Below are 17,931 nucleotides of genomic sequence, written 5' to 3'. Positions count from 1 at the left end.
CAGGCGCGAAGAATCAGAAGGTTCAATTAACGAGTGTCCTCCATTGTGTCGCGGTGCAGCGTAGGTCGCCGAGAAGCGACTCGCGGCTGCCAGGGTGGCCGGTGACGATCGCCGGACGTTCGGCCGCTCGAATTCACATGCATCTGGGTGGACAGTGGGAATGCCGAAATTTCGTTTGCGGATCAGGGGACGCCTGTACGCAGGCTTCATGGCCTTGGTGGCGGTCGGTCTGGTGATGGCGGTGGTCGCCGTCTGGAACTTGCGGGCCGTGCAGGATCAGGTCGCAAAACTCTCGGCGTTCTCGGACAGCACGGCGCGGGTTCTGGAGATCTCGACCCATCTCCAGGCGATCCAGCGGGCCAATCTGCGCTACATCTACGACGCCAGCGAACCTGCGATGAAGGAAGCTTCGGAACGGGAAACCGCGGCGACCGAGCTGTTGCAGGTCGGGGCCAAGGGGACGGCCTCCGAGGAGCGGCGCAAGCTCTACAACGATCTGATCGCCGACATCGCCAGGATGCGAAGCCTGCGTGACAATCTCGGTGACGCCGTCAACGAGGCGAGAACGGGCAAGGCGACGCTGCTGCCGAGCGGCGACGAGCTGACCGTCAAGATGGGCAAGCTGGTCGATGCGGCGCGCGCGGCCGTTGACGAAGACACCGCGGCCCTCGTTGCGGACCTCGAATCCAGGCTCCTTCTCGTCCAAATCGCAAACTGGCGTTTCCTTGCCCTGCGCGACACCAAGGGGCCCGCCAACTTCAGGACGAATGTGGACAGGGCCATGCAGCGGCTCACGGCGCTGGAAAAGAGCCCGCAGGCGACCGAATTGCGCACCACGCTCGCGCCGGTGAAGACCTCGCTCGGAATCTACAAATCGGCGTTCGAGACGACGTCGGCCGCGATGCTCCAGGCCGACGAGATCTACCACAAGAACCTCGCGCCGCTCGTCGTCGAGAGCATCGGCAAGCTCAAGGTTGCGGAAACCGCCCTGAAGAAGGATTACAAGGACTCGCGCACCACCGCCGAAGCCGTGATCGAGGGAACGACCTCGGTGCAGGCCGTCGCGGGCGGCCTCGCCGTCCTGTTCGGATTGATCGTCGCCTTCCTGATCGCCCGCAGCATCGTGGGTCCTCTGACCTCGATGACGCGCGCGATGGGGCTGCTCGCCGGCGGCAATCTCGAGGTCGAGATTCCCAGCCGCGGCAAGGCCGACGAGATCGGCGACATGGCCAAGGCGATCGAGGTGTTCAAGAACAACATGGTCGACACCGAGCGCCTGCGCCACGAGCAGGTCGAGGTCGAGGCGCGGCAGGCGGCGAGCCGCAAGAAAGACATGGTCCGGCTCGCCGACCAGTTCGAGCAGGCGGTCGGCGAGATCGTCGACACCGTGTCGTCGGCGTCGAACGAGTTGGAGGCCTCGGCCGGCACGCTGACCACGACCGCCTCGCGGGCCCAGGACCTCTCCACCGAGGTCGCCAGCGCCTCTCAAGAGGCCTCGGCCAACGTGCAGGCGGTTGCATCCGCGACCGAAGAACTCTCCTCCTCTGTCGGCGAGATTGCCCGCCAGGTGCAGGAATCGGCGCGGATTGCCAGCGAGGCGGTGGGGCAGGCGAGCAGGACCAACGACCGGGTCGGCGAGCTCTCCAAGGCCGCCGCCCGCATCGGCGACGTGGTCGAGCTGATCAGCACCATCGCCGGCCAGACCAATCTGCTGGCGCTGAACGCCACCATCGAGGCGGCGCGCGCGGGCGAAGCGGGGCGCGGCTTTGCCGTGGTTGCCTCCGAGGTCAAGGCGCTGGCCGAGCAGACCGCGAAGGCCACCGGCGAGATCGGCCAGCAGATCTCCAACATCCAGGCCGCCACCGAGCAATCCGTCGGCGCCATCAGGGAAATCAGCGGCACCATCGAGCGGCTGTCGGAGATCTCCTCGGCGGTCGCGGCTGCCGTTGAGCAGCAGGGCGCGGCGACGCAGGAAATCTCCCGCAACGTCCAGCAGGCGGCCCACGGCACCCAGCGGGTCTCGACCAATATCGGCGACGTGCAGCGCGGCGCTTCCGAAACCGGTTCGGCCTCCTCGCAAGTGCTCTCCGCGGCGCGCTCGCTGTCTTCAGACAGCAACCGGCTGAAGCAGGAGGTCGCCAAATTCCTGAACTCGGTCCACGCCGCCTGACCGGCGCGGGCGTCTCAAAAGCAAAGGTCCACGCGCATGCGCGTGGACCTGCGATGGTGGCGCGGGTGGATCCTTCAGCCCGATCGCGCCGGCAGCTGCTTGGTGCCCGTATAAATTCGTCGATACGACGTTGCCGGGCATGCGACTCGCACCTCATCCTGGCGCAAGCCGCGCGGACAAGTTCGATTGCAACTTTCGTGTTCAGATGATTGCAGGACTGGCAGGGCCTGCAATCGCCACGATATCTTTCGTGCGATCCTCCGTAGTCCACGTGGGGCAAATGCAGCATTGAATTAAGAAGTATTCTTCATGGTGTCGCCGTGCAGCGCGAATCTCCGAGAGGTGATTGCGGCTGGGCGGGGGGCCGCTGCGACGTCGGGGAGTCGTTCGGTTACTCCATCTCTCTTGCTATGGATGGACGGTGAAGATGCCGAGCTTGCGTTTCAGAATTCGGGGGCGTCTCTACGCCGGATTTTCGGTTCTCGTTGTCGTTGGTCTGATCATGGCCGCGGTCGCGATCTGGAATTTGTGGGCGGTCCAGGGCCAAATGGCGCGGCTATCCGCACTCTCGGACAACACGGCCCGCGTTCAGGAGATCTCGATCAACCTGCAGGCGCTGCGGCGCGCCAATCTTCGCTACATCTATGACGCCAACGAGCCGGCCTTCAAGGAGGCTGCGGAGCGGGAGGGTGCGACGGTGGAGCTGTTGAAGGACGCGGCCAAGTCGACCGTCTCCGAGGAGCGGCTCAAGATCTACAATGGCCTGATCGGTGACGTCGAAAAGATGAAGTCGCTGCGGGAGCGCATGGGCGCTGCCGTCAACGAGACGGCGAAAGGCAAGGCTGTTCTGCTCACCGGCGGCGATGAGCTGACCGCCAATACCGGCAAGCTCGTCGAGGCCGCGCGTGAAACCGGCGATACCAGCGTGACCGCGCCGGTCGCCGATCTCGAATCCAAGATCCTGCTGGTTCGTGTCGCAAACTGGCGCTTCCTCGCTGTCCGGGACGCAAAGGGGCCGGCGACCTTCAGGACCAATGTCGACCGGGCGCAGCAAGCGCTCAAGTCACTGGAGGGGGCCGGTCTGCCGAACGAGGTCAAGGCCGCGTTCGGGCCGATCAAGAGCTCGCTTTCGACCTACAAGGCGGCCTTCGAGACGACCTCCGCCGCAATCCTCCAGGCCGATGAAATCTACCGCAACGATATCGCCCCCCTGATCGGCGAAAGCGTCGACAAGCTCAAGGTGGCGGAGACCGGATTGAAGGCCGACTACCAGAAGTCGCGTGCGGCCGCCGATGGCGTCATTGCCAATACGACCTGGATTCAGGAAGTCGCCGGTGGCCTTGCGATCCTGTTCGGCGGCCTCGTCGCCTTCCTGATCGCGCGCAGCATCGTCGGACCGCTGACCACGATGACCCGGGCGATGGGAGCTCTCGCCGGTGGCGATCTCAAGATCGAGATCCCGGGCCGCGGCAATCACGACGAGATCGGCGACATGGCCAAGGCGATCCAGGTGTTCAAGGAAAGCATGGTCGAGACCGAGCGCCTGCGCCACGAGCAGGTCGAGGTCGAGGCGCGGCAGGCGGAGAGCCGCAAGGCCGACATGAGAAATCTGGCCAACCAGTTCGAGCAGGCGGTCGGCGAGATCGTCGATACCGTGTCGTCGGCGTCGAACGAGTTGGAGGCCTCGGCCGGCACGCTGACCACGACCGCCTCGCGGGCCCAGGACCTCTCCACTGAGGTCGCCAGCGCCTCTCAAGAGGCCTCGGCCAACGTGCAGGCGGTTGCGTCCGCGACCGAAGAACTCTCCTCCTCTGTCGGCGAGATCGCCCGCCAGGTGCAGGAATCCGCCCGCATCGCCAGCGAGGCGGTGGGGCAGGCGAGCAAGACCAACGACCGGGTTGGCGAGCTCTCCAAAGCCGCGGCGCGCATCGGCGACGTGGTCGAACTGATCAGCACCATCGCCGGCCAGACCAATCTGCTGGCGCTGAATGCAACCATCGAGGCGGCGCGCGCCGGCGAAGCGGGCCGCGGCTTTGCCGTGGTCGCCTCCGAGGTCAAGGCGCTGGCCGAGCAGACCGCGAAGGCCACCGGCGAGATCGGCCAGCAGATTTCCAACATCCAGGCCGCTACCGAGCAATCCGTCGGCGCCATCAGGGAGATCAGCGGCACCATCGAGCGGCTGTCGGAGATCTCCTCGGCGGTCGCGGCTGCCGTTGAACAGCAGGGCGCAGCGACGCAGGAAATCTCCCGCAACGTTCAGCAGGCCGCCCACGGCACCCAGCGCGTCTCGACCAATATCGGCGACGTGCAGCGCGGTGCTTCCGAGACCGGTTCGGCCTCCTCGCAGGTACTCTCCGCAGCGCGCTCGCTGTCTTCAGACAGCAACCGGCTGAAGCAGGAGGTCGCCAAATTCCTGACCTCGGTCCACGCCGCCTGATCGGCGCGGACGTTTCAAGCGCAAAGGTCCACGCGCATGCGCGTGGACCTGGGTTGAAGGCGTAAGGCGATCAGGCGACCTTGGTCGTCATGTGCTTGAACATGTTGCCTCTCGCCTCGTCGTCCATCTCGGCCTTGAAGGTGAACTTGTCCTTCAGCGCGATCGCGCGCGCGGCCGCGGGGCGCGCCGAGATCTCGTCCACCAGCCGCTTCACGTCCGGGTATCGCGCAAAGGCGTCGTCGCCGAGCTTGAACGGCACCATCCGCGCCCAGCCCCACAGCGCCATGTCGACGATCGAATAGCTGTCGCCGACCATGTAGCGGCGGCCTTTGAGGTGGCCGTCGAGAATCTTGTAGTGGCGATCGGTCTCGTACTGATAGCGGTTGTTGGCGTAGTCGTGGTTCTGGTCCTTCGGCGCAAAATGCTTGAAGTGCACGGCCTGGCCCGAATACGGGCCGACGCCGGTGGCGATGAACATCAGCCATGACAGTGTCTCGCCGCGCAACGAGGCAGCGGGCAGGAACTTTCCGGTCTTCTCGGCGAGATAGAGCAGGATGGCGTTCGAATCGAACACGATCGTGCCGCCGTCGTCGATCGCCGGCACCTTGCCGTTCGGATTGATCTTGAGGAATTCCGGCGTGAACTGCTCGCCCTTGCGCGTGTCGATCTTCACCGGCTCGAAGGGCAGGCCGGACTCTTCGAGATAAAGCGCGACCTTGGTCGGGTTCGGCGAACCGTTGAAATAGAATTTGAGCATCGAGCATCTTCCCAGTGTTTCTTGCCGAGAGCGAACGCAGCATCATTGCCGCGGGGCCGGCCTCTCTTGCCTGAAGCTCGTCGGGGAGGGCAACCGGAGAGTTTGCCGGGCGGTACCTGCGCGCCGCGCAGATCAGCCGGCGTAACAAAGGCCGATCGCCGCCGTAATAATCATCCCGGCGCCGACGGCTTCCAGCCGCAGCCCGAGCCGCGCGGCAAGATGCATGTCGGAGGCCCGCGCCGATCGCTCCGATCCCCGCGAATAGCCATGCACGATGACGTCGTGATTGAAATTGTCGTGCGCCTCGTTGCTGCTGGCGAGCCCGACGCAGATCACGAGCACGCCGAACAGGGCGAGGCCGAAAAAGCCCAGCAGCGCGATCAGGAACATCGGAAACATGCCGACCAGGAAGATCGGCAGCAGCGGCACCAGCAGCAAGGTCTCGGACTGTCGTCGCATGGGGCCCACCGGTCAGGACGGGGCTGATCGGACGAATCTAGTCCTGGCGGCGGCGGCTTTCAACCACTGCCGCCGTCATTCCGGGGCGCGCCACTGGGCGCGAACCCGGAATCCATTCATCCACCGACGCTGTAGCCCGATGGATTCCGGGTTCTCGCTTCGCGAGCCCCGGAATGACGACGGAGAGGATCTTATTCCGCCGCCATGCCGGCGCGGATTTCGGCGCGGAGCTCGTCGATCAGCTTGAGACCCTTCTTGGTCTCGACGTGCCAGAAGGTCCAGCCGTTGCAAGCCTGCGCGCCCTGCGCCACGGCGCCGATGCGGTGGATCGAGCCGACCTTGTCGCCCAGCATGATGGCGCCGTCGGCGCGAACCAGTGCGCCGAGCTTCTTCTTGGCGTCGAACAGCTTCGTGCCGGGCATGATCATGCCGCGCTCGATCAGTTCGGAGAACGCGACCCGCGGCGCCTCGCGCGCGGTCATGAACGGGGCGAGGCTTTCCTCAGGCAGCGGCTCGACCGCGGCGATGCGGGCCTCGGCGGCCTTGGCGTAGGCCTTGTCGCGCTCGAAGCCGATATAGGAGCGGCCGAGGCGCTTGGCGACGGCGCCGGTGGTGCCGGTGCCGTTGAAGGGGTCGATCACGAGGTCGCCGGGCTTCGACGACGACAGCAGCACGCGCGCGAGCAGGCCTTCCGGCTTCTGCGTCGGGTGCACTTTCTTGCCGTCGGCGCCCTTGAGGCGCTCCTCGCCGGTGCAGAGCGGGATCAGCCAGTCGGAACGCGCCTGCACGTCCTCGTTCGCGGCCTTCAGCGCTTCGTAGTTGAACGTGTAGCCCTTGGCCTTCTCGTCGCGCGCGGCCCAGATCATGGTCTCGTGCGCGTTGGTGAAGCGGCGGCCGCGGAAATTCGGCATCGGGTTGGTCTTGCGCCAGACGATGTCGTTCAGGAGCCAGAAGCCGAGGTCCTGCATGATCGCGCCGACGCGGAAGATGTTGTGATAGGAGCCGATCACCCAGATCGTCGCCGACGGCTTCATCGCGCGGCGGGCGGCAAGCAGCCAGGCGCGGGTGAAATCGTCATAGGCGGAGAATGAATCGAACTTGTCCCAGTCGTCGTTGACGGCATCGACATGGGATTCGTCGGGGCGCTTGAGATCGCCCTTGAGCTGGAGGTTGTACGGCGGATCTGCGAACACCAGATCGACCGAACCAGCCTGAAGCTTCGACATCTCGGCGACGCAATCACCGAGGATGATGCGATGCGACGAAGACTCAAAATTTGTGCGGGGCGCCCTTGCAGACGCCCCGCGACGCGACACTACCATGACTCAAGAACTCTGACTCAGGCGACGCTGTCGGCGACGCGGGACCAAACAACCGACTGGCCGTTACATTGAAGGCGCAAAGTAAAAATCGACTTAATCCGCCGCTTTCGTGTGCAGGCCTCGCATCGCGCGTCGTGCGTGGTTCGCTGTTCGCATTCGCCGGGTTTTACAGTGTATTTCGCGCTTCTTCGCGTTGCGGGAGCGGTCGGAGCTGCAAAACGACTCCAAATTTCTCTCGGAAAAAAATGCACGCCCCTCGGAAAAAATTGCTGGCATCGGCACGCTGTCGCACTAGGCAATAATTGCCGAGCGGGATATTGATTAATGCAACGGAAATTTTACGTATGTGGCGCGTTGAGCTTTGGCGCATTTGCGCCCCAATTGACGCCATCAAGGACTTGAGGGAAGCCCGCCATGCGCTACGATGATTTCCGCCGCAGCGACGACATCGAGGATCGTCGCGACGAAGGCGGCGGCGGGCTTGGCGGCGGCGGAGGCGGCGGGTTCGGCCTGCCCATGGGCGGCGGCGGGCTCGGCATCGGCACCATCATCGTGCTCGGCCTGATCGGCTATGCCTTCGGCATCGATCCGCGCATCCTGATCGGCGGCGCCGAGATCCTCACCGGCGGCGGCCAGGCGCCGAGCTATCAGACTGATCGCCAGTCGTCTTCGGCCTCGGCCAAGCGCGGCGCGCCCACCGACGAGATGGGCAGCATGATCTCCGGCATCCTCGGCGAGATCGACGACCGCTGGAGCGAGATCTTCCAGGCCAGCGGCCAGTCCTACACCGGTCCGAAGATCGTGCTGTTCCGCAACGCCACCAATGGCGGTCGCTGCGGCATGGCGCAGTCGGCGATGGGACCGTTCTACTGTCCGCCGGATCGCACCATCTTCCTCGACACCGGCTTCTTCCGCGAGGTCGAGACGCGCTTCCGCGGCTGCTCCGGCAAGTCGGCGTGCAATTTCACCACCGCCTACATCATCGCGCATGAAGCCGGCCACCACATCCAGAACCTGCTCGGCATCATTCCGCGCGTGACGCGGCTTCAGCAGCAGGCCGGCAGCAAGGCCGAGGCCAACGCGCTCCAGGTGAAGGTGGAGTTGCAGGCGGACTGCCTGTCCGGCGTCTGGGTCAACCGCGAGGCGAAGAAGCGCCCGAACTTCCTCGAAGCTGGCGATATCGACGCGGCGCTGACCACGGCCAGCGCGATCGGCGACGACACCCTGCAGCGCCAGGCCACGGGACGCGTCGTGCCCGATTCCTTCACCCATGGCTCGGCCGCGCAGCGCAAGCAATGGTTCATGACCGGCTACCAGCAGGGCACGGTGCAGGCCTGCAACACGTTCGGCGGCGGGTCGTAGTACACTGGACTTCGTGCCTCGGACGTAGCGCAGCGCGAACTATGATGCGCAATTGCGCAACCGGGAATGCAGTAGTAGTGGCGTCATCCTGAGGTGCTCGCCTCTTGGCGAGCCTCGAAGGATGACGTGCCCCCGGTCCATCCTTCGAGGCGCGCACCTCAGGATGACGGCGGTGGCTGGGGAAACAGGAGTGAAGTCGTGGCCTCCATCGACGAAGCAAAACAGTTCATTCCGCTGAACATCGCGGTGCTGACCGTCTCCGACACGCGCGCGCTCGCCGACGACAAGTCCGGCCAGACGCTCGCCGACCGCCTCATCGGCGCGGGCCATCATCTTGCGGCGCGCGAGATCGTCACCGACGACGTCGAGGCGATCCGCGCCGTCATCCGCCGCTGGATTGCGGATGCCGGCGTCGACGTCGTCATCACCACCGGCGGCACCGGCTTCACCGGGCGCGACGTCACGCCGGAGGCGATCGAGCCCTTGTTCGAGAAGCGCATGGACGGCTTCTCGATCGCATTCCACCTGCTGAGCCACGCCAAGATCGGTACCTCGACGATCCAGAGCCGCGCCACCGCGGGCGTTGCCGGCGCGACCTACATCTTCTGCCTGCCGGGTTCGCCCGGCGCCTGCCGCGACGGCTGGGACGGCATTCTCGCCGCCCAGCTCGACTACCGCACGCGCCCCTGCAATTTCGTCGAGATCATGCCGCGCCTCGACGAGCATCTGCGCCGGCCGAAGGCGCAGGGCGCGACGGCGTAGCTTTATCTTTCTTCTCCCCTCATGTCCGCCGAAGCCTTGGCGAAGGCGGATGCGGGAGAAGGTGGCGTAGGCGGCCTCGGCCGCCGTTTTCAAGAACGCCGAAGCAAAGCTTCGGCTATGGCGCCGGATGAGGGGTATTTATCCGCGGACACCAGTGCTCGTTGAGACAACCCCTCACCCAACTGAGCCCGCGTCTACCGGCGTCGCAGCCCTCTCCCGCGAGGGGAGAGGGCACAATCATGCGCATCGCGCCCGCAGCGAAATCAGAGATCCCGCTCCCAGGTCTCGCCCACCAGATCTACCCCGAAGCTGTGGTGCTTCTCTTCCTTCACGAGCTTGAAGCCTGCATTTTGATAGATGCCGCGCGCGGCGAGCAGGATGCTCTGCGTCCACAGCGTCATCTTGCTGTAACCCCTCTCGCGTGCGCCCTGGATGCACTGCTCGACCAGCGCGCGGCCGACACCGAGCCCCCGCGCTTTCTTCTCCACCTGCAACAGGCGAAGCTTGGCGATCTCGTCCGTGGCCTTGACCAGAAAGATCGAGCCGATCGGCTCTCCACCGGCTTCCGCGATCCAGCAATGTTCGCGTGCGGCGTCATAGTTCTTGATGAACTGCGCGCAGATCTCGGCGACCAGCGCCTCGTAGCTGATGTCCCAGTTGTAGTCCGCGGCATAGGCGGCGGCTTGCCTGGAGATGACCCAGCCCATGTCGCCGACGCGATGGCTGCGCAGCATGAAAGCCGCAGGCTGGCTTCGACGTGGATCCAGCACAGCCTCGATGGTCGCCATGGCCTGCGTGAGCCGCGTTGCATCGCCGGCTGAAAGCCGAGCCAGCATCGCGGCGACCTCATTTTGCGAGCTCAGGTTCAGCTTGGCGAAGGTCTGGCGGCCCTTGGCGGTGAGGCTGAGCTGGTATTGCCTGCGATCTGCGGGCAGGGGCCTTCGCGTGATCAGCCCCTTTTCGTCGAAGCTCTGGACGATGCGGCTGAGATAGCCGGGGTCGAGACCAAGCTCGATTCCGATCTCTTTCGCCGCCAGATCGTCGCGGTGCGCGAGTTCATAGAGCACCCGGGCCTCGCTGAGGGAAAACGGGCTTTGTCCAAGGTGCTGGTCGAGCACGCCGAGCTCGCGGGTATAGAAGCGGTTGAAGGCGCGGACCGCCGCGATGTGGTCGTCTGTACCGTCAAATGGCATGGGTCACCTCGATACTTGCCATTGTCAAATAATTATTTGACTTTGGCAAGTATTTGGCGACGTTAGCCGACCATGACGATCCGGCTGCGCAGCATGGTCCGGGACGAGCGGCCGAGCCGCCGCAGCAGCCGCGCCTCGGAGCGGCGGGCCTGGGGCGGGTAGCCGCCGATCCGGTCGTAGTGGTCGCGCGCGATCAAGAGTCCCTGATCGCCGAGCGGGCCGACCAGCTTGCGGGCCACGGCGCGGAGCACGTCGCGGAATCCGGTATCGGTGTAGGGTGAGCGGGCATAGCGGAACACGGCCGCCCGGTCCCGGCCGCTGCTCGCGACGGCCTGGATGAACTGGGTGGTCTCTTCGATCCAGCCGGTTTCCAGCACGGCGCCAGCGGGCAGGAACATCAGCCAGGGCGAGCGGGCCTGGAGCGCGCCGGCGGCGAGCGCCGCGCCCTGCGAGGATCCCTCGTAGCCGATGAAACGGCAGCCGGCGACGTCGGCCACGCGCTCGATGACGCCGTTGCGGGTGCCGTCGACCAGGAGCACTTCGCGGATGATGCCCGCGGCGGCACCGGGGACCAGCGCGGCCAGAGTTGCGACCGCCGTCTGCTCGACGCCCTCGGTCGGAATGATGACGCTCAGCATGATTGAGGCTTCGATGTCCGCACTTCGGGAGAAGCGTAACTTGTTATGATGTTGTCATAAACACGCGGCAATGCCGAGTGCAACTTTTCGGCGGGGCTTCGCTGTTCGATGGTAAACTGCCAGAGCTAAACTGACAGCGCCATCGCATCCAAAGATGTTCCGCGCGAGGTGGCAATATTGCCGAATATTTCGGCGCAATTTCGCCTTGACCGTATTAATCCGGAGCGAGACGACGCCCCGGAACGGGAAAAGCAGGCAATCCACGGTGCTGGAGAGAGCTTCGCATGACCGCCGATCAACTCGCCGTTAGCGCGCCGTCAACATCTCCCAGGCCGGCCGCCGCGCCGACCTTGCGGATCCGGGCGCTGATGCTGGGCGACCGCATCAATGCCTCGGGCCTCGAGCTCGGCGCGCTGGTGTCGTCGACGCCGGCCGCCTTCCGCGTCCATGCCGGCCTTGCCGTGATCTTCCGCTACGGTGTCGTGGTGCTGATCGGCCTTTTGCCTTCGGAGGAGAAGGTGCTGATCGACGGTCTGAAGCCGCGTGTGATCGGCGAGTTCAGCCCCTATGAGGAGGAGACCGCGCAGGCGCAGCTCTGCAACGACGAGAACGCCGAGGCGATCCAGCCGGGCGGGCCGATCTGCCTCGCCAAATTCTCCGACGACCGGCTGCTTCTGGTCGCCGACGCGCTCGCCAAGAGCACGTCGCTGGCACGCGACGAACGGCGTGTCGCGGCGGTGTTCGACGTCATCGAGCCGTTCGCGCGCGAGCTCGCCGAGCGCGGCCGCACGCCGCGCCGGCGCAGGGCCATTCTGCAACTGATCGGCAACGCGCTGCTGGTGCAGCAGCGCGTTGCCGGCCGCGTCGCCGTTGCCGAGAAGCCCGACGTGCTCTGGGAGAAGCCCGAGCTCGACCGCCTCTATGCCCGCCTCGAAGACGAGTACGAATTGAAGGAGCGTCTGGACACGCTCGAGCGCAAGCTCACCGCCGTATCCGAGACCGCCAATGCGCTGACCGACATCATCGACACCCAGCGCTCGCTGCGCCTCGAGATCGCCGTGGTGGTGCTGATCCTGATCGAAGTCGCGATCGGGTGTATCCAGATATGGTCGGGGACGCATTGAGAGCGAGCTGCGCATTGCAGTGCCCTCTCCCTTGCGGGAGAGGGCAGCACCGCTGGTCGACGCGGGCTCACTGGGTGAGGGGTCTGCTTCCGCATACTCGAATCGTGCGTTGTGACACGCGCTGTCGCCGCATTCTTCGTCATTGCGAGCGAAGCGAAGCAATCCAGAATCCCGCCGCAGAACCAGTCTGGATTGCTTCGCTTCGCTCGCAATGACGGGCTGGCTGACATCGCGTGTTAATCAAATTAGCTCTTCATCGCTTGCAGCACCATCGCGCAATGCCGCGCGATCGCTAGTTCCTCATTCGTTGGGATGACGAACACGTCGACAGCACTCTCGCCGCCGCTGATGCGCTCGCGTCCCTCATCATTCGCGACGGCATCGATGCGGACGCCGAGCCAGGCGAGGCGCTCGCCGATCGCGCTGCGGATCTCCTTCGCATGCTCGCCGATGCCGCCGGTGAAGACCAGGCAGTCCAGCCCGCCGAGCGTGGTCGCCATCATCGCGATCTCCTGCGCCGCACGGAAGACGAAGAGGTCGACTGCTTCCCGTGCTGCAGCCTCGCGGCTTGCGAGCAGCGTGCGCATGTCTGCGGAGAGGCCGGAAACGCCGAGCAGGCCTGACTCGTGATAGAGCAGGTGCTGGACATCCTCGACGGACATTCTCTCGTGCTGTTGCAGATAGAGCAGCACGCCGGGGTCGATCGTGCCGCTTCGCGTGCCCATCACGAGGCCGTCGAGCGGCGTCAGTCCCATCGTGGTGTCGACGCTGCGGCCGTTGCGGAGTGCGCAGAGGCTTGCGCCATTGCCGAGATGCGCGATGACGGTGCGCCTCGCGACGAGCTGCGGCGCGATTCCGGCGAGGCGGCCCGCGACATATTCGAACGACAGCCCGTGAAAGCCGTAGCGCCGAATGCCCTGCTGTTCATAGCGCCTCGGAATCGCGAAGCGGCTCGCAGGCGGTGCAAGTCCGTGATGGAAGGCGGTGTCGAAGCAAGCGATCTGTGTCAGCGCGGGGCGGATCGCGGAGAGGGTGCGGATCGGCGCGAGGCAGCGCGGCTGGTGCAGCGGGGCCAGCGGCGTCAGCGCCGCCAGCTTTGCGTAGACATCGTCGGTCAATTCGACCGGACCTGAATGATCCGGCCCGCCGTGGACGATGCGGTGGCCGGCCGCGCGCAAGCTGTCTTGTCCGAACCGGTCGTCGATGAAGGCGAGCACGTCGGCGAACAGATGACCGCCGTCGGCATCGGTCTCGTCCCGCCGCTTCTCGAACAGATCTTCGCCCGCAGGGCCTTTCACGACGAGCCGGGGCTTGGCCTCGTGCTCGTCGAGCAGGCCCTTGCAGAGCAGCGCAGGCTCGGCCGCCGAGATCTCGAACAGGCCGAACTTGATGCTCGAGGAGCCCGAGTTGAGGACGAGAACCGCCTCGAACGCCGGCATGGCGTCAGCCCGGCTTGCCCGGCCAGACCCAGTCGCGGATCTCGGGCATGTCCTCGCCGTGCTCGCGCACGTAACGTGAGTGTTCGATCAGCTTGTCGCGGAGCTGCTGCTTCACCTGCGCGGCCCTGGTCGCAAGCCCCGGCACGCGTTCGATCGCCTCGATCGCGAGATGGTAGCGGTCGAGCTCGTTGAGCACGACCATGTCGAATGGCGTCGTCGTGGTGCCTTCCTCGGCGAAGCCGCGCACATGCAGGCCGGCATGGTTGGTGCGGTTATAGGTCAGCCGGTGGATCAGATGGGGATAGCCGTGATAGGCGAAGATCACCGGCTTGTCGCGCGTGAACAGGCCGTCGAAGTCGCGATGGGACAGGCCGTGCGGGTGCTGATCCTGCGGCTGCAGCGTCATCAGGTCGACGACGTTGACGACGCGGATCTTCAGATCCGGCAGCGCCTTGCGCAGGAGGTCGACGGCGGCAAGCGTCTCCAATGTCGGCACGTCGCCGGCACAGGCCATCACCACATCGGGCTCGGCGCCCGCGTCTTCCGTGCCCGCCCAGGTCCAGATGCCGATGCCGGCATCGCAATGCGTGGCGGCGTCCTGCATCGACAGCCACTGCGGCGCCGGCTGCTTGCCGGCGACGATCACGTTGATGCGGTTGTACGTCCGCAGGCAATGATCGGCGATCCACAGCAGCGTGTTGGCATCGGGCGGGAAGTAGATGCGGACGATGTCGGCCTTCTTGTTGGCGACGAGATCGACGAAGCCGGGATCCTGATGGCTGAAGCCGTTATGGTCCTGGCGCCAGACATGCGAGGTCAGCAGATAATTGAGCGAGGCGATCGGACGGCGCCACGGCAGGTGCCGCGTCACCTTCAGCCATTTGGCGTGCTGGTTGAACATGGAATCCACGATGTGGATGAAGGCCTCGTAGCAGGAGAAGAAGCCGTGCCGTCCGGTGAGCAGATAGCCTTCGAGCCAGCCCTGGCAGAGATGCTCGCTCAACACCTCCATCACGCGGCCGTCCTGCGCGAGATGCACGTCGTAGGGTTCGGTCGGTTCCATCCAGACCCGTTCGGTCGCCTCGAACACTGCGTCGAGACGGTTTGACGCCGTCTCGTCCGGACCCATGATGCGGAAATTGCGCTCTTGCGCATTGAGCCGGATGACGTCGCGCAAGAATTTGCCGAGCTCGCGCGTCGCTTCTCCCGTGACGGCACCGGGCTGCGGCACTTCGACGGCAAAGCTGCGATAGTCCGGCAGCTTCAGCTCCTTCTTCAGCACCCCGCCATTGGCATGCGGATTGGCGCCCATGCGCCTGATACCCTCGGGCGCCAGCGCCTGGAGCTCGGCGATGAGCGCACCGCTCGCGTCGAACAGTTTTTCCGGCTCGTAGCTGCGCATCCAGTCTTCGAGCACCTTCAGATGCGCCGGGTTCTCGCGGCAGCTTGCGACCGGCACCTGATGCGCGCGCCAAAAACCTTCGACCTTCTTGCCGTCGACTTCCTTCGGTCCGGTCCAGCCCTTCGGGCTGCGCAGCACGATCATCGGCCAGCGGGGCCGCTCGACCTTTCTGCGCCCGTCGCGGGCGTGCCGCTGGATCGAGCGGATGCTGGCGAATGCGACGTCGAGCGCGTCCGCCATGATCCGGTGCATCAATCTGGGATCATCGCCCTCGACGAACAAGGGCTCATGGCCGAACCCGTGGAACAGATCGCGGATCTCGCCGTCGGACATCCGCCCGAGCACGGTCGGGTTGGCAATCTTGTAGCCGTTGAGATGCAGGATCGGCAGCACCGCGCCGTCATGGGCGGGATTCAGGAACTTGTTCGAATGCCAGGAGGCCGCGAGCGGGCCGGTCTCGGCCTCGCCGTCGCCGACGACGCAGGCGACGATCAGGTCGGGATTGTCCAGCGCCGCGCCGTAGGCATGCACCAGCGCGTAGCCGAGCTCGCCGCCCTCGTGGATCGAGCCCGGCGTCTCCGGCGCCGCGTGGCTCGGAATGCCGCCGGGGAAGGAGAACTGCCTGAACAGCTTGCGCAATCCGTCCTTATCGCGCGCGATATCAGGATAGATCTCGCTGTAGCTGCCCTCGAGATAGGTGTTGGCGACCATGCCCGGCCCGCCGTGACCGGGACCGCAGACATAGAGCACGTTGATATCAAGCGCGCGGATGACGCGGTTGAGGTGGGCATAGATGAAGTTCAAACCGGGCGTCGTGCCCCAATGGCCGAGCAAACGCGGCTTGATGTGCTCGGGCCGCAACGGCTCGCGCAGCAGGGGGTTGTCGAGCAGGTAGATCTGCCCGACGGAGAGGTAGTTGGCGGCGCGCCAATAGCGATCGAGGAGATCGAGGTCGCTGCTCGCGGCGGCCGATTGTTGTTGATTTGTCATGTTCCTGCCGACCTTCACCCGGGATCGTCACCAACTGAGTTCCAGCGCGATCGATCCTTGGCGGCATCAAACGAGATCGTGGTCAGGGCGGTGTTGCGTGAGGTCAAAGGCAGGCGCCCGAAGTTTGGGCGCTTCTACTGTGCATGGGGGGTTGTTTTCACGTTTTTAGTTCTTGTTCTTGATTTGTTCTTTCGGCGTGCTATCTTGGCTTCATGAGTCCAGCATCCTCTCATGCTCTCAAGCACCCGCCGGTCACGGCGCCCTCCGAGCCGGCGGGTGCGCCTTCTGATTTCCCCGAGCTCGCTGTCGCCATCGAAAAGCAGCGCAGGCGAGGGCGGGGCGCGCAATCCAACGCCAGCGGCCGCTATGAGGCCGAGGCGCGCGTCGCCTTCGACGATGGCTGGCAGAGCCTGGAAGAGCTGCCGCCATTCAAGACTACGATCGCGGTCGATACCTCGCGCAAGGTGATCACCCGCAACGATTCCCCCGATATCGGCTTCGACCGCTCGATCAATCCCTATCGCGGCTGCGAGCACGGCTGTGTCTACTGCTTCGCGCGGCCGACCCATGCCTATCTCGGCCTGTCGCCGGGGCTCGACTTCGAGACAAAACTGTTCATCAAACCGGAGGCCCCGGCGCTGCTCGAGAAGGAGCTCGCAGCAGCAGGCTATGAGCCGCGGATGATCGCGATCGGCACCAACACCGATCCCTACCAGCCGATCGAGCGCGAGCGCAAAATCATGCGCGGCATCCTGGAGGTGCTGGAGCGCGCCGGTCATCCCGTCGGCATCGTCACCAAATCGGCGCTGGTGGTGCGTGACATCGACATTCTCTCGCGCATGGCCAAGCGCAACCTCGCCAAGGTCGCGATCTCGGTGACCTCGCTCGATCCGAAGCTGGCGCGCACCATGGAGCCGCGCGCCTCGACGCCGCCGAAGCGGCTGGAGGCGCTGAAGCAGCTCTCCGACGCCGGCATTCCCACCACCGTGATGGTCGCGCCCGTGATCCCCGCGCTGAACGATTCCGAGATCGAGCGTATTCTCGATGCGGCCGCCCATGCCGGCGTCAAGGAAGCCTCCTACGTGCTGCTGCGGCTGCCGCTGGAGGTGCGCGATCTCTTCCGCGAATGGCTGATGGCGAACTATCCGGACCGCTATCGCCACGTCTTCACGCTGATCCGCGACATGCGCGGCGGGCGCGACTACGACGCGAAATGGGGCGAGCGCATGAAGGGCACCGGCCCGATGGCCTGGACCATCGGCCGCCGCTTCGAGATCGCCTGCGAACGGCTCGGGCTCAACAAGCGTCGCGCAAGACTGACGATGGATCACTTTGCGCGGCCGAAGCGGAACGGCGATCAGCTCAGCCTGTTCTGATCGGGAAGCGGAAGAGGCGTAACATGGAACTGCCGCCCCCGGTGCCGCGGCTCACCGTCATCACGCTCGGCGTGAGCGACATCCGTGCCAGCATCGCCTTTTATGATGCCCTCGGCTTTTCGCGCCGGCTGAAGGCGACCGGCGAGGCCGTTGCCTTCTACGATACCGGCGGTCCGGTGCTTGCCCTGTTTCACTGGGACCAGCTCGCGGCCGACGCGGCCTTGCCTGATGAGCCGAGGCCGACGACCTTCCGCGGCGTCACGCTCGCCTGGAACTGTGCTACGCGTGAGGAGGTCGATGCGGTGCTGGCTTTCGCCGTCAGCAAGGGAGCAAGGCTGCTGAAGGCTGCACATGAGACCGACTACGGCGGTTATTCCGTCTATTTCGCCGACCCCGACGGCCATCCCTGGGAAGTCGTGGTTGCGCCCGGCATCGAGGTCGGCGAGGACCGGCGGGTGCATCTGGCCGAGTAGGTCGCTCACCTGAATAACGGGAATTGC

At 65.1% G+C, this 17,931-nt stretch carries 14 protein-coding genes; 7 read left to right on the top strand and 7 right to left on the bottom strand.

Features of this window, described 5'->3' with window-relative positions; translation table 11 throughout:
* The first annotated feature begins 160 nt into the window (after positions 1-160).
* A complete protein-coding gene (locus A3M7_RS0109100; RefSeq protein WP_027543638.1) occupies positions 161-2,170 on the top strand; it encodes a methyl-accepting chemotaxis protein in 2,010 nt (669 codons plus the stop codon).
* A gap of 427 nt (positions 2,171-2,597) precedes the next feature.
* Positions 2,598-4,607 (top strand): methyl-accepting chemotaxis protein, encoded by a 2,010-nt coding sequence (locus tag A3M7_RS0109095; protein WP_027543637.1) that lies wholly within the window; start codon positions 2,598-2,600, stop codon positions 4,605-4,607.
* A gap of 70 nt (positions 4,608-4,677) precedes the next feature.
* On the opposite strand, the gene A3M7_RS0109090 is transcribed toward A3M7_RS0109095, so the two are convergent.
* The 3 genes from A3M7_RS0109090 to A3M7_RS0109080 all read right to left on the bottom strand — a co-directional run bounded on the left by A3M7_RS0109090 (position 4,678) and on the right by A3M7_RS0109080 (position 7,145).
* Positions 4,678-5,364, bottom strand: a complete 687-nt coding sequence (locus tag A3M7_RS0109090) for a glutathione S-transferase family protein (RefSeq protein WP_027543636.1) — start codon at positions 5,362-5,364, stop codon at positions 4,678-4,680.
* 132 nt (positions 5,365-5,496) lie between these two features.
* Positions 5,497-5,823: a hypothetical protein gene (locus A3M7_RS0109085; RefSeq protein WP_027543635.1), complete on the bottom strand. Its 327-nt coding sequence runs from the start codon at positions 5,821-5,823 to the stop codon at positions 5,497-5,499.
* Positions 5,824-6,014: 191 nt separating this feature from the next.
* Positions 6,015-7,145 carry a site-specific DNA-methyltransferase gene (locus tag A3M7_RS0109080; protein ID WP_027543634.1) on the bottom strand — a complete coding sequence of 377 codons (1,131 nt, stop codon included), beginning with the start codon at positions 7,143-7,145 and terminating at the stop codon, positions 6,015-6,017.
* Between the two features lie 414 nt (positions 7,146-7,559).
* On the opposite strand from A3M7_RS0109080, the gene A3M7_RS0109075 reads away from it, so the two are divergent.
* The gene (locus A3M7_RS0109075) at positions 7,560-8,507 is read left to right on the top strand and encodes a neutral zinc metallopeptidase (protein WP_027543633.1); all 948 of its coding nucleotides are present in this window, start codon (positions 7,560-7,562) and stop codon (positions 8,505-8,507) included.
* A gap of 198 nt (positions 8,508-8,705) precedes the next feature.
* Entirely contained in the window at positions 8,706-9,269 is a 564-nt protein-coding gene (gene moaB / locus A3M7_RS0109070) for a molybdenum cofactor biosynthesis protein B (protein WP_027543632.1), read from the top strand.
* Between the two features lie 263 nt (positions 9,270-9,532).
* On the opposite strand, the gene A3M7_RS0109065 is transcribed toward moaB, so the two are convergent.
* Positions 9,533-10,462, bottom strand: coding sequence for a helix-turn-helix domain-containing GNAT family N-acetyltransferase (locus tag A3M7_RS0109065; RefSeq protein WP_027543631.1), 930 nt, complete (start codon positions 10,460-10,462; stop codon positions 9,533-9,535).
* Positions 10,463-10,524: 62 nt separating this feature from the next.
* Positions 10,525-11,100, bottom strand: a complete 576-nt coding sequence (locus A3M7_RS0109060; protein WP_027543630.1) for a glycosyl transferase — start codon at positions 11,098-11,100, stop codon at positions 10,525-10,527.
* Positions 11,101-11,384: 284 nt separating this feature from the next.
* Here A3M7_RS0109060 and A3M7_RS0109055 point away from each other — a divergent pair, with 284 nt between their 5' ends.
* Positions 11,385-12,224, top strand: a complete 840-nt coding sequence (locus tag A3M7_RS0109055; RefSeq protein ID WP_027543629.1) for an RMD1 family protein — start codon at positions 11,385-11,387, stop codon at positions 12,222-12,224.
* 245 nt (positions 12,225-12,469) lie between these two features.
* Here A3M7_RS0109055 and A3M7_RS0109050 read toward each other — a convergent pair whose 3' ends face one another.
* Both A3M7_RS0109050 and A3M7_RS0109045 read right to left on the bottom strand, forming a co-directional pair.
* Positions 12,470-13,663 (bottom strand): acetate/propionate family kinase, encoded by a 1,194-nt coding sequence (locus A3M7_RS0109050; protein WP_027543628.1) that lies wholly within the window; start codon positions 13,661-13,663, stop codon positions 12,470-12,472.
* A 4-nt stretch (positions 13,664-13,667) separates the two neighbouring features.
* A complete protein-coding gene (locus tag A3M7_RS0109045; protein ID WP_049823306.1) occupies positions 13,668-16,055 on the bottom strand; it encodes a phosphoketolase in 2,388 nt (795 codons plus the stop codon).
* Between the two features lie 212 nt (positions 16,056-16,267).
* Here A3M7_RS0109045 and A3M7_RS0109040 point away from each other — a divergent pair, with 212 nt between their 5' ends.
* Positions 16,268-17,431 carry a PA0069 family radical SAM protein gene (locus A3M7_RS0109040; RefSeq protein WP_027543626.1) on the top strand — a complete coding sequence of 388 codons (1,164 nt, stop codon included), beginning with the start codon at positions 16,268-16,270 and terminating at the stop codon, positions 17,429-17,431.
* Between the two features lie 23 nt (positions 17,432-17,454).
* Entirely contained in the window at positions 17,455-17,904 is a 450-nt protein-coding gene (locus A3M7_RS0109035; protein ID WP_027543625.1) for a VOC family protein, read from the top strand.
* Positions 17,905-17,931: the final 27 nt, after the last annotated feature.

The sequence above is a fragment of the Bradyrhizobium sp. WSM2254 genome, from assembly GCF_000472645.1.
Taxonomy (GTDB): domain Bacteria; phylum Pseudomonadota; class Alphaproteobacteria; order Rhizobiales; family Xanthobacteraceae; genus Bradyrhizobium; species Bradyrhizobium niftali.
Note: the sequence above shows the minus strand (reverse complement) of the source record. Positions and strands in the feature narration are given on the sequence as shown.

Coding starts and splice junctions, on each gene's coding strand:
- A3M7_RS0109100 (WP_027543638.1), top strand. CDS start 161: ATGCCGAAATTTCGTTTGCGGATCAGGGGACGCCTGTACGCAGGCTTC.
- A3M7_RS0109095 (WP_027543637.1), top strand. CDS start 2,598: ATGCCGAGCTTGCGTTTCAGAATTCGGGGGCGTCTCTACGCCGGATTT.
- A3M7_RS0109090 (WP_027543636.1), bottom strand. CDS start 5,364: ATGCTCAAATTCTATTTCAACGGTTCGCCGAACCCGACCAAGGTCGCG.
- A3M7_RS0109085 (WP_027543635.1), bottom strand. CDS start 5,823: ATGCGACGACAGTCCGAGACCTTGCTGCTGGTGCCGCTGCTGCCGATC.
- A3M7_RS0109080 (WP_027543634.1), bottom strand. CDS start 7,145: ATGGTAGTGTCGCGTCGCGGGGCGTCTGCAAGGGCGCCCCGCACAAAT.
- A3M7_RS0109075 (WP_027543633.1), top strand. CDS start 7,560: ATGCGCTACGATGATTTCCGCCGCAGCGACGACATCGAGGATCGTCGC.
- A3M7_RS0109065 (WP_027543631.1), bottom strand. CDS start 10,462: ATGCCATTTGACGGTACAGACGACCACATCGCGGCGGTCCGCGCCTTC.
- A3M7_RS0109060 (WP_027543630.1), bottom strand. CDS start 11,100: ATGCTGAGCGTCATCATTCCGACCGAGGGCGTCGAGCAGACGGCGGTC.
- A3M7_RS0109055 (WP_027543629.1), top strand. CDS start 11,385: ATGACCGCCGATCAACTCGCCGTTAGCGCGCCGTCAACATCTCCCAGG.
- A3M7_RS0109050 (WP_027543628.1), bottom strand. CDS start 13,663: ATGCCGGCGTTCGAGGCGGTTCTCGTCCTCAACTCGGGCTCCTCGAGC.
- A3M7_RS0109045 (WP_049823306.1), bottom strand. CDS start 16,055: ATGACAAATCAACAACAATCGGCCGCCGCGAGCAGCGACCTCGATCTC.
- A3M7_RS0109040 (WP_027543626.1), top strand. CDS start 16,268: ATGAGTCCAGCATCCTCTCATGCTCTCAAGCACCCGCCGGTCACGGCG.
- A3M7_RS0109035 (WP_027543625.1), top strand. CDS start 17,455: ATGGAACTGCCGCCCCCGGTGCCGCGGCTCACCGTCATCACGCTCGGC.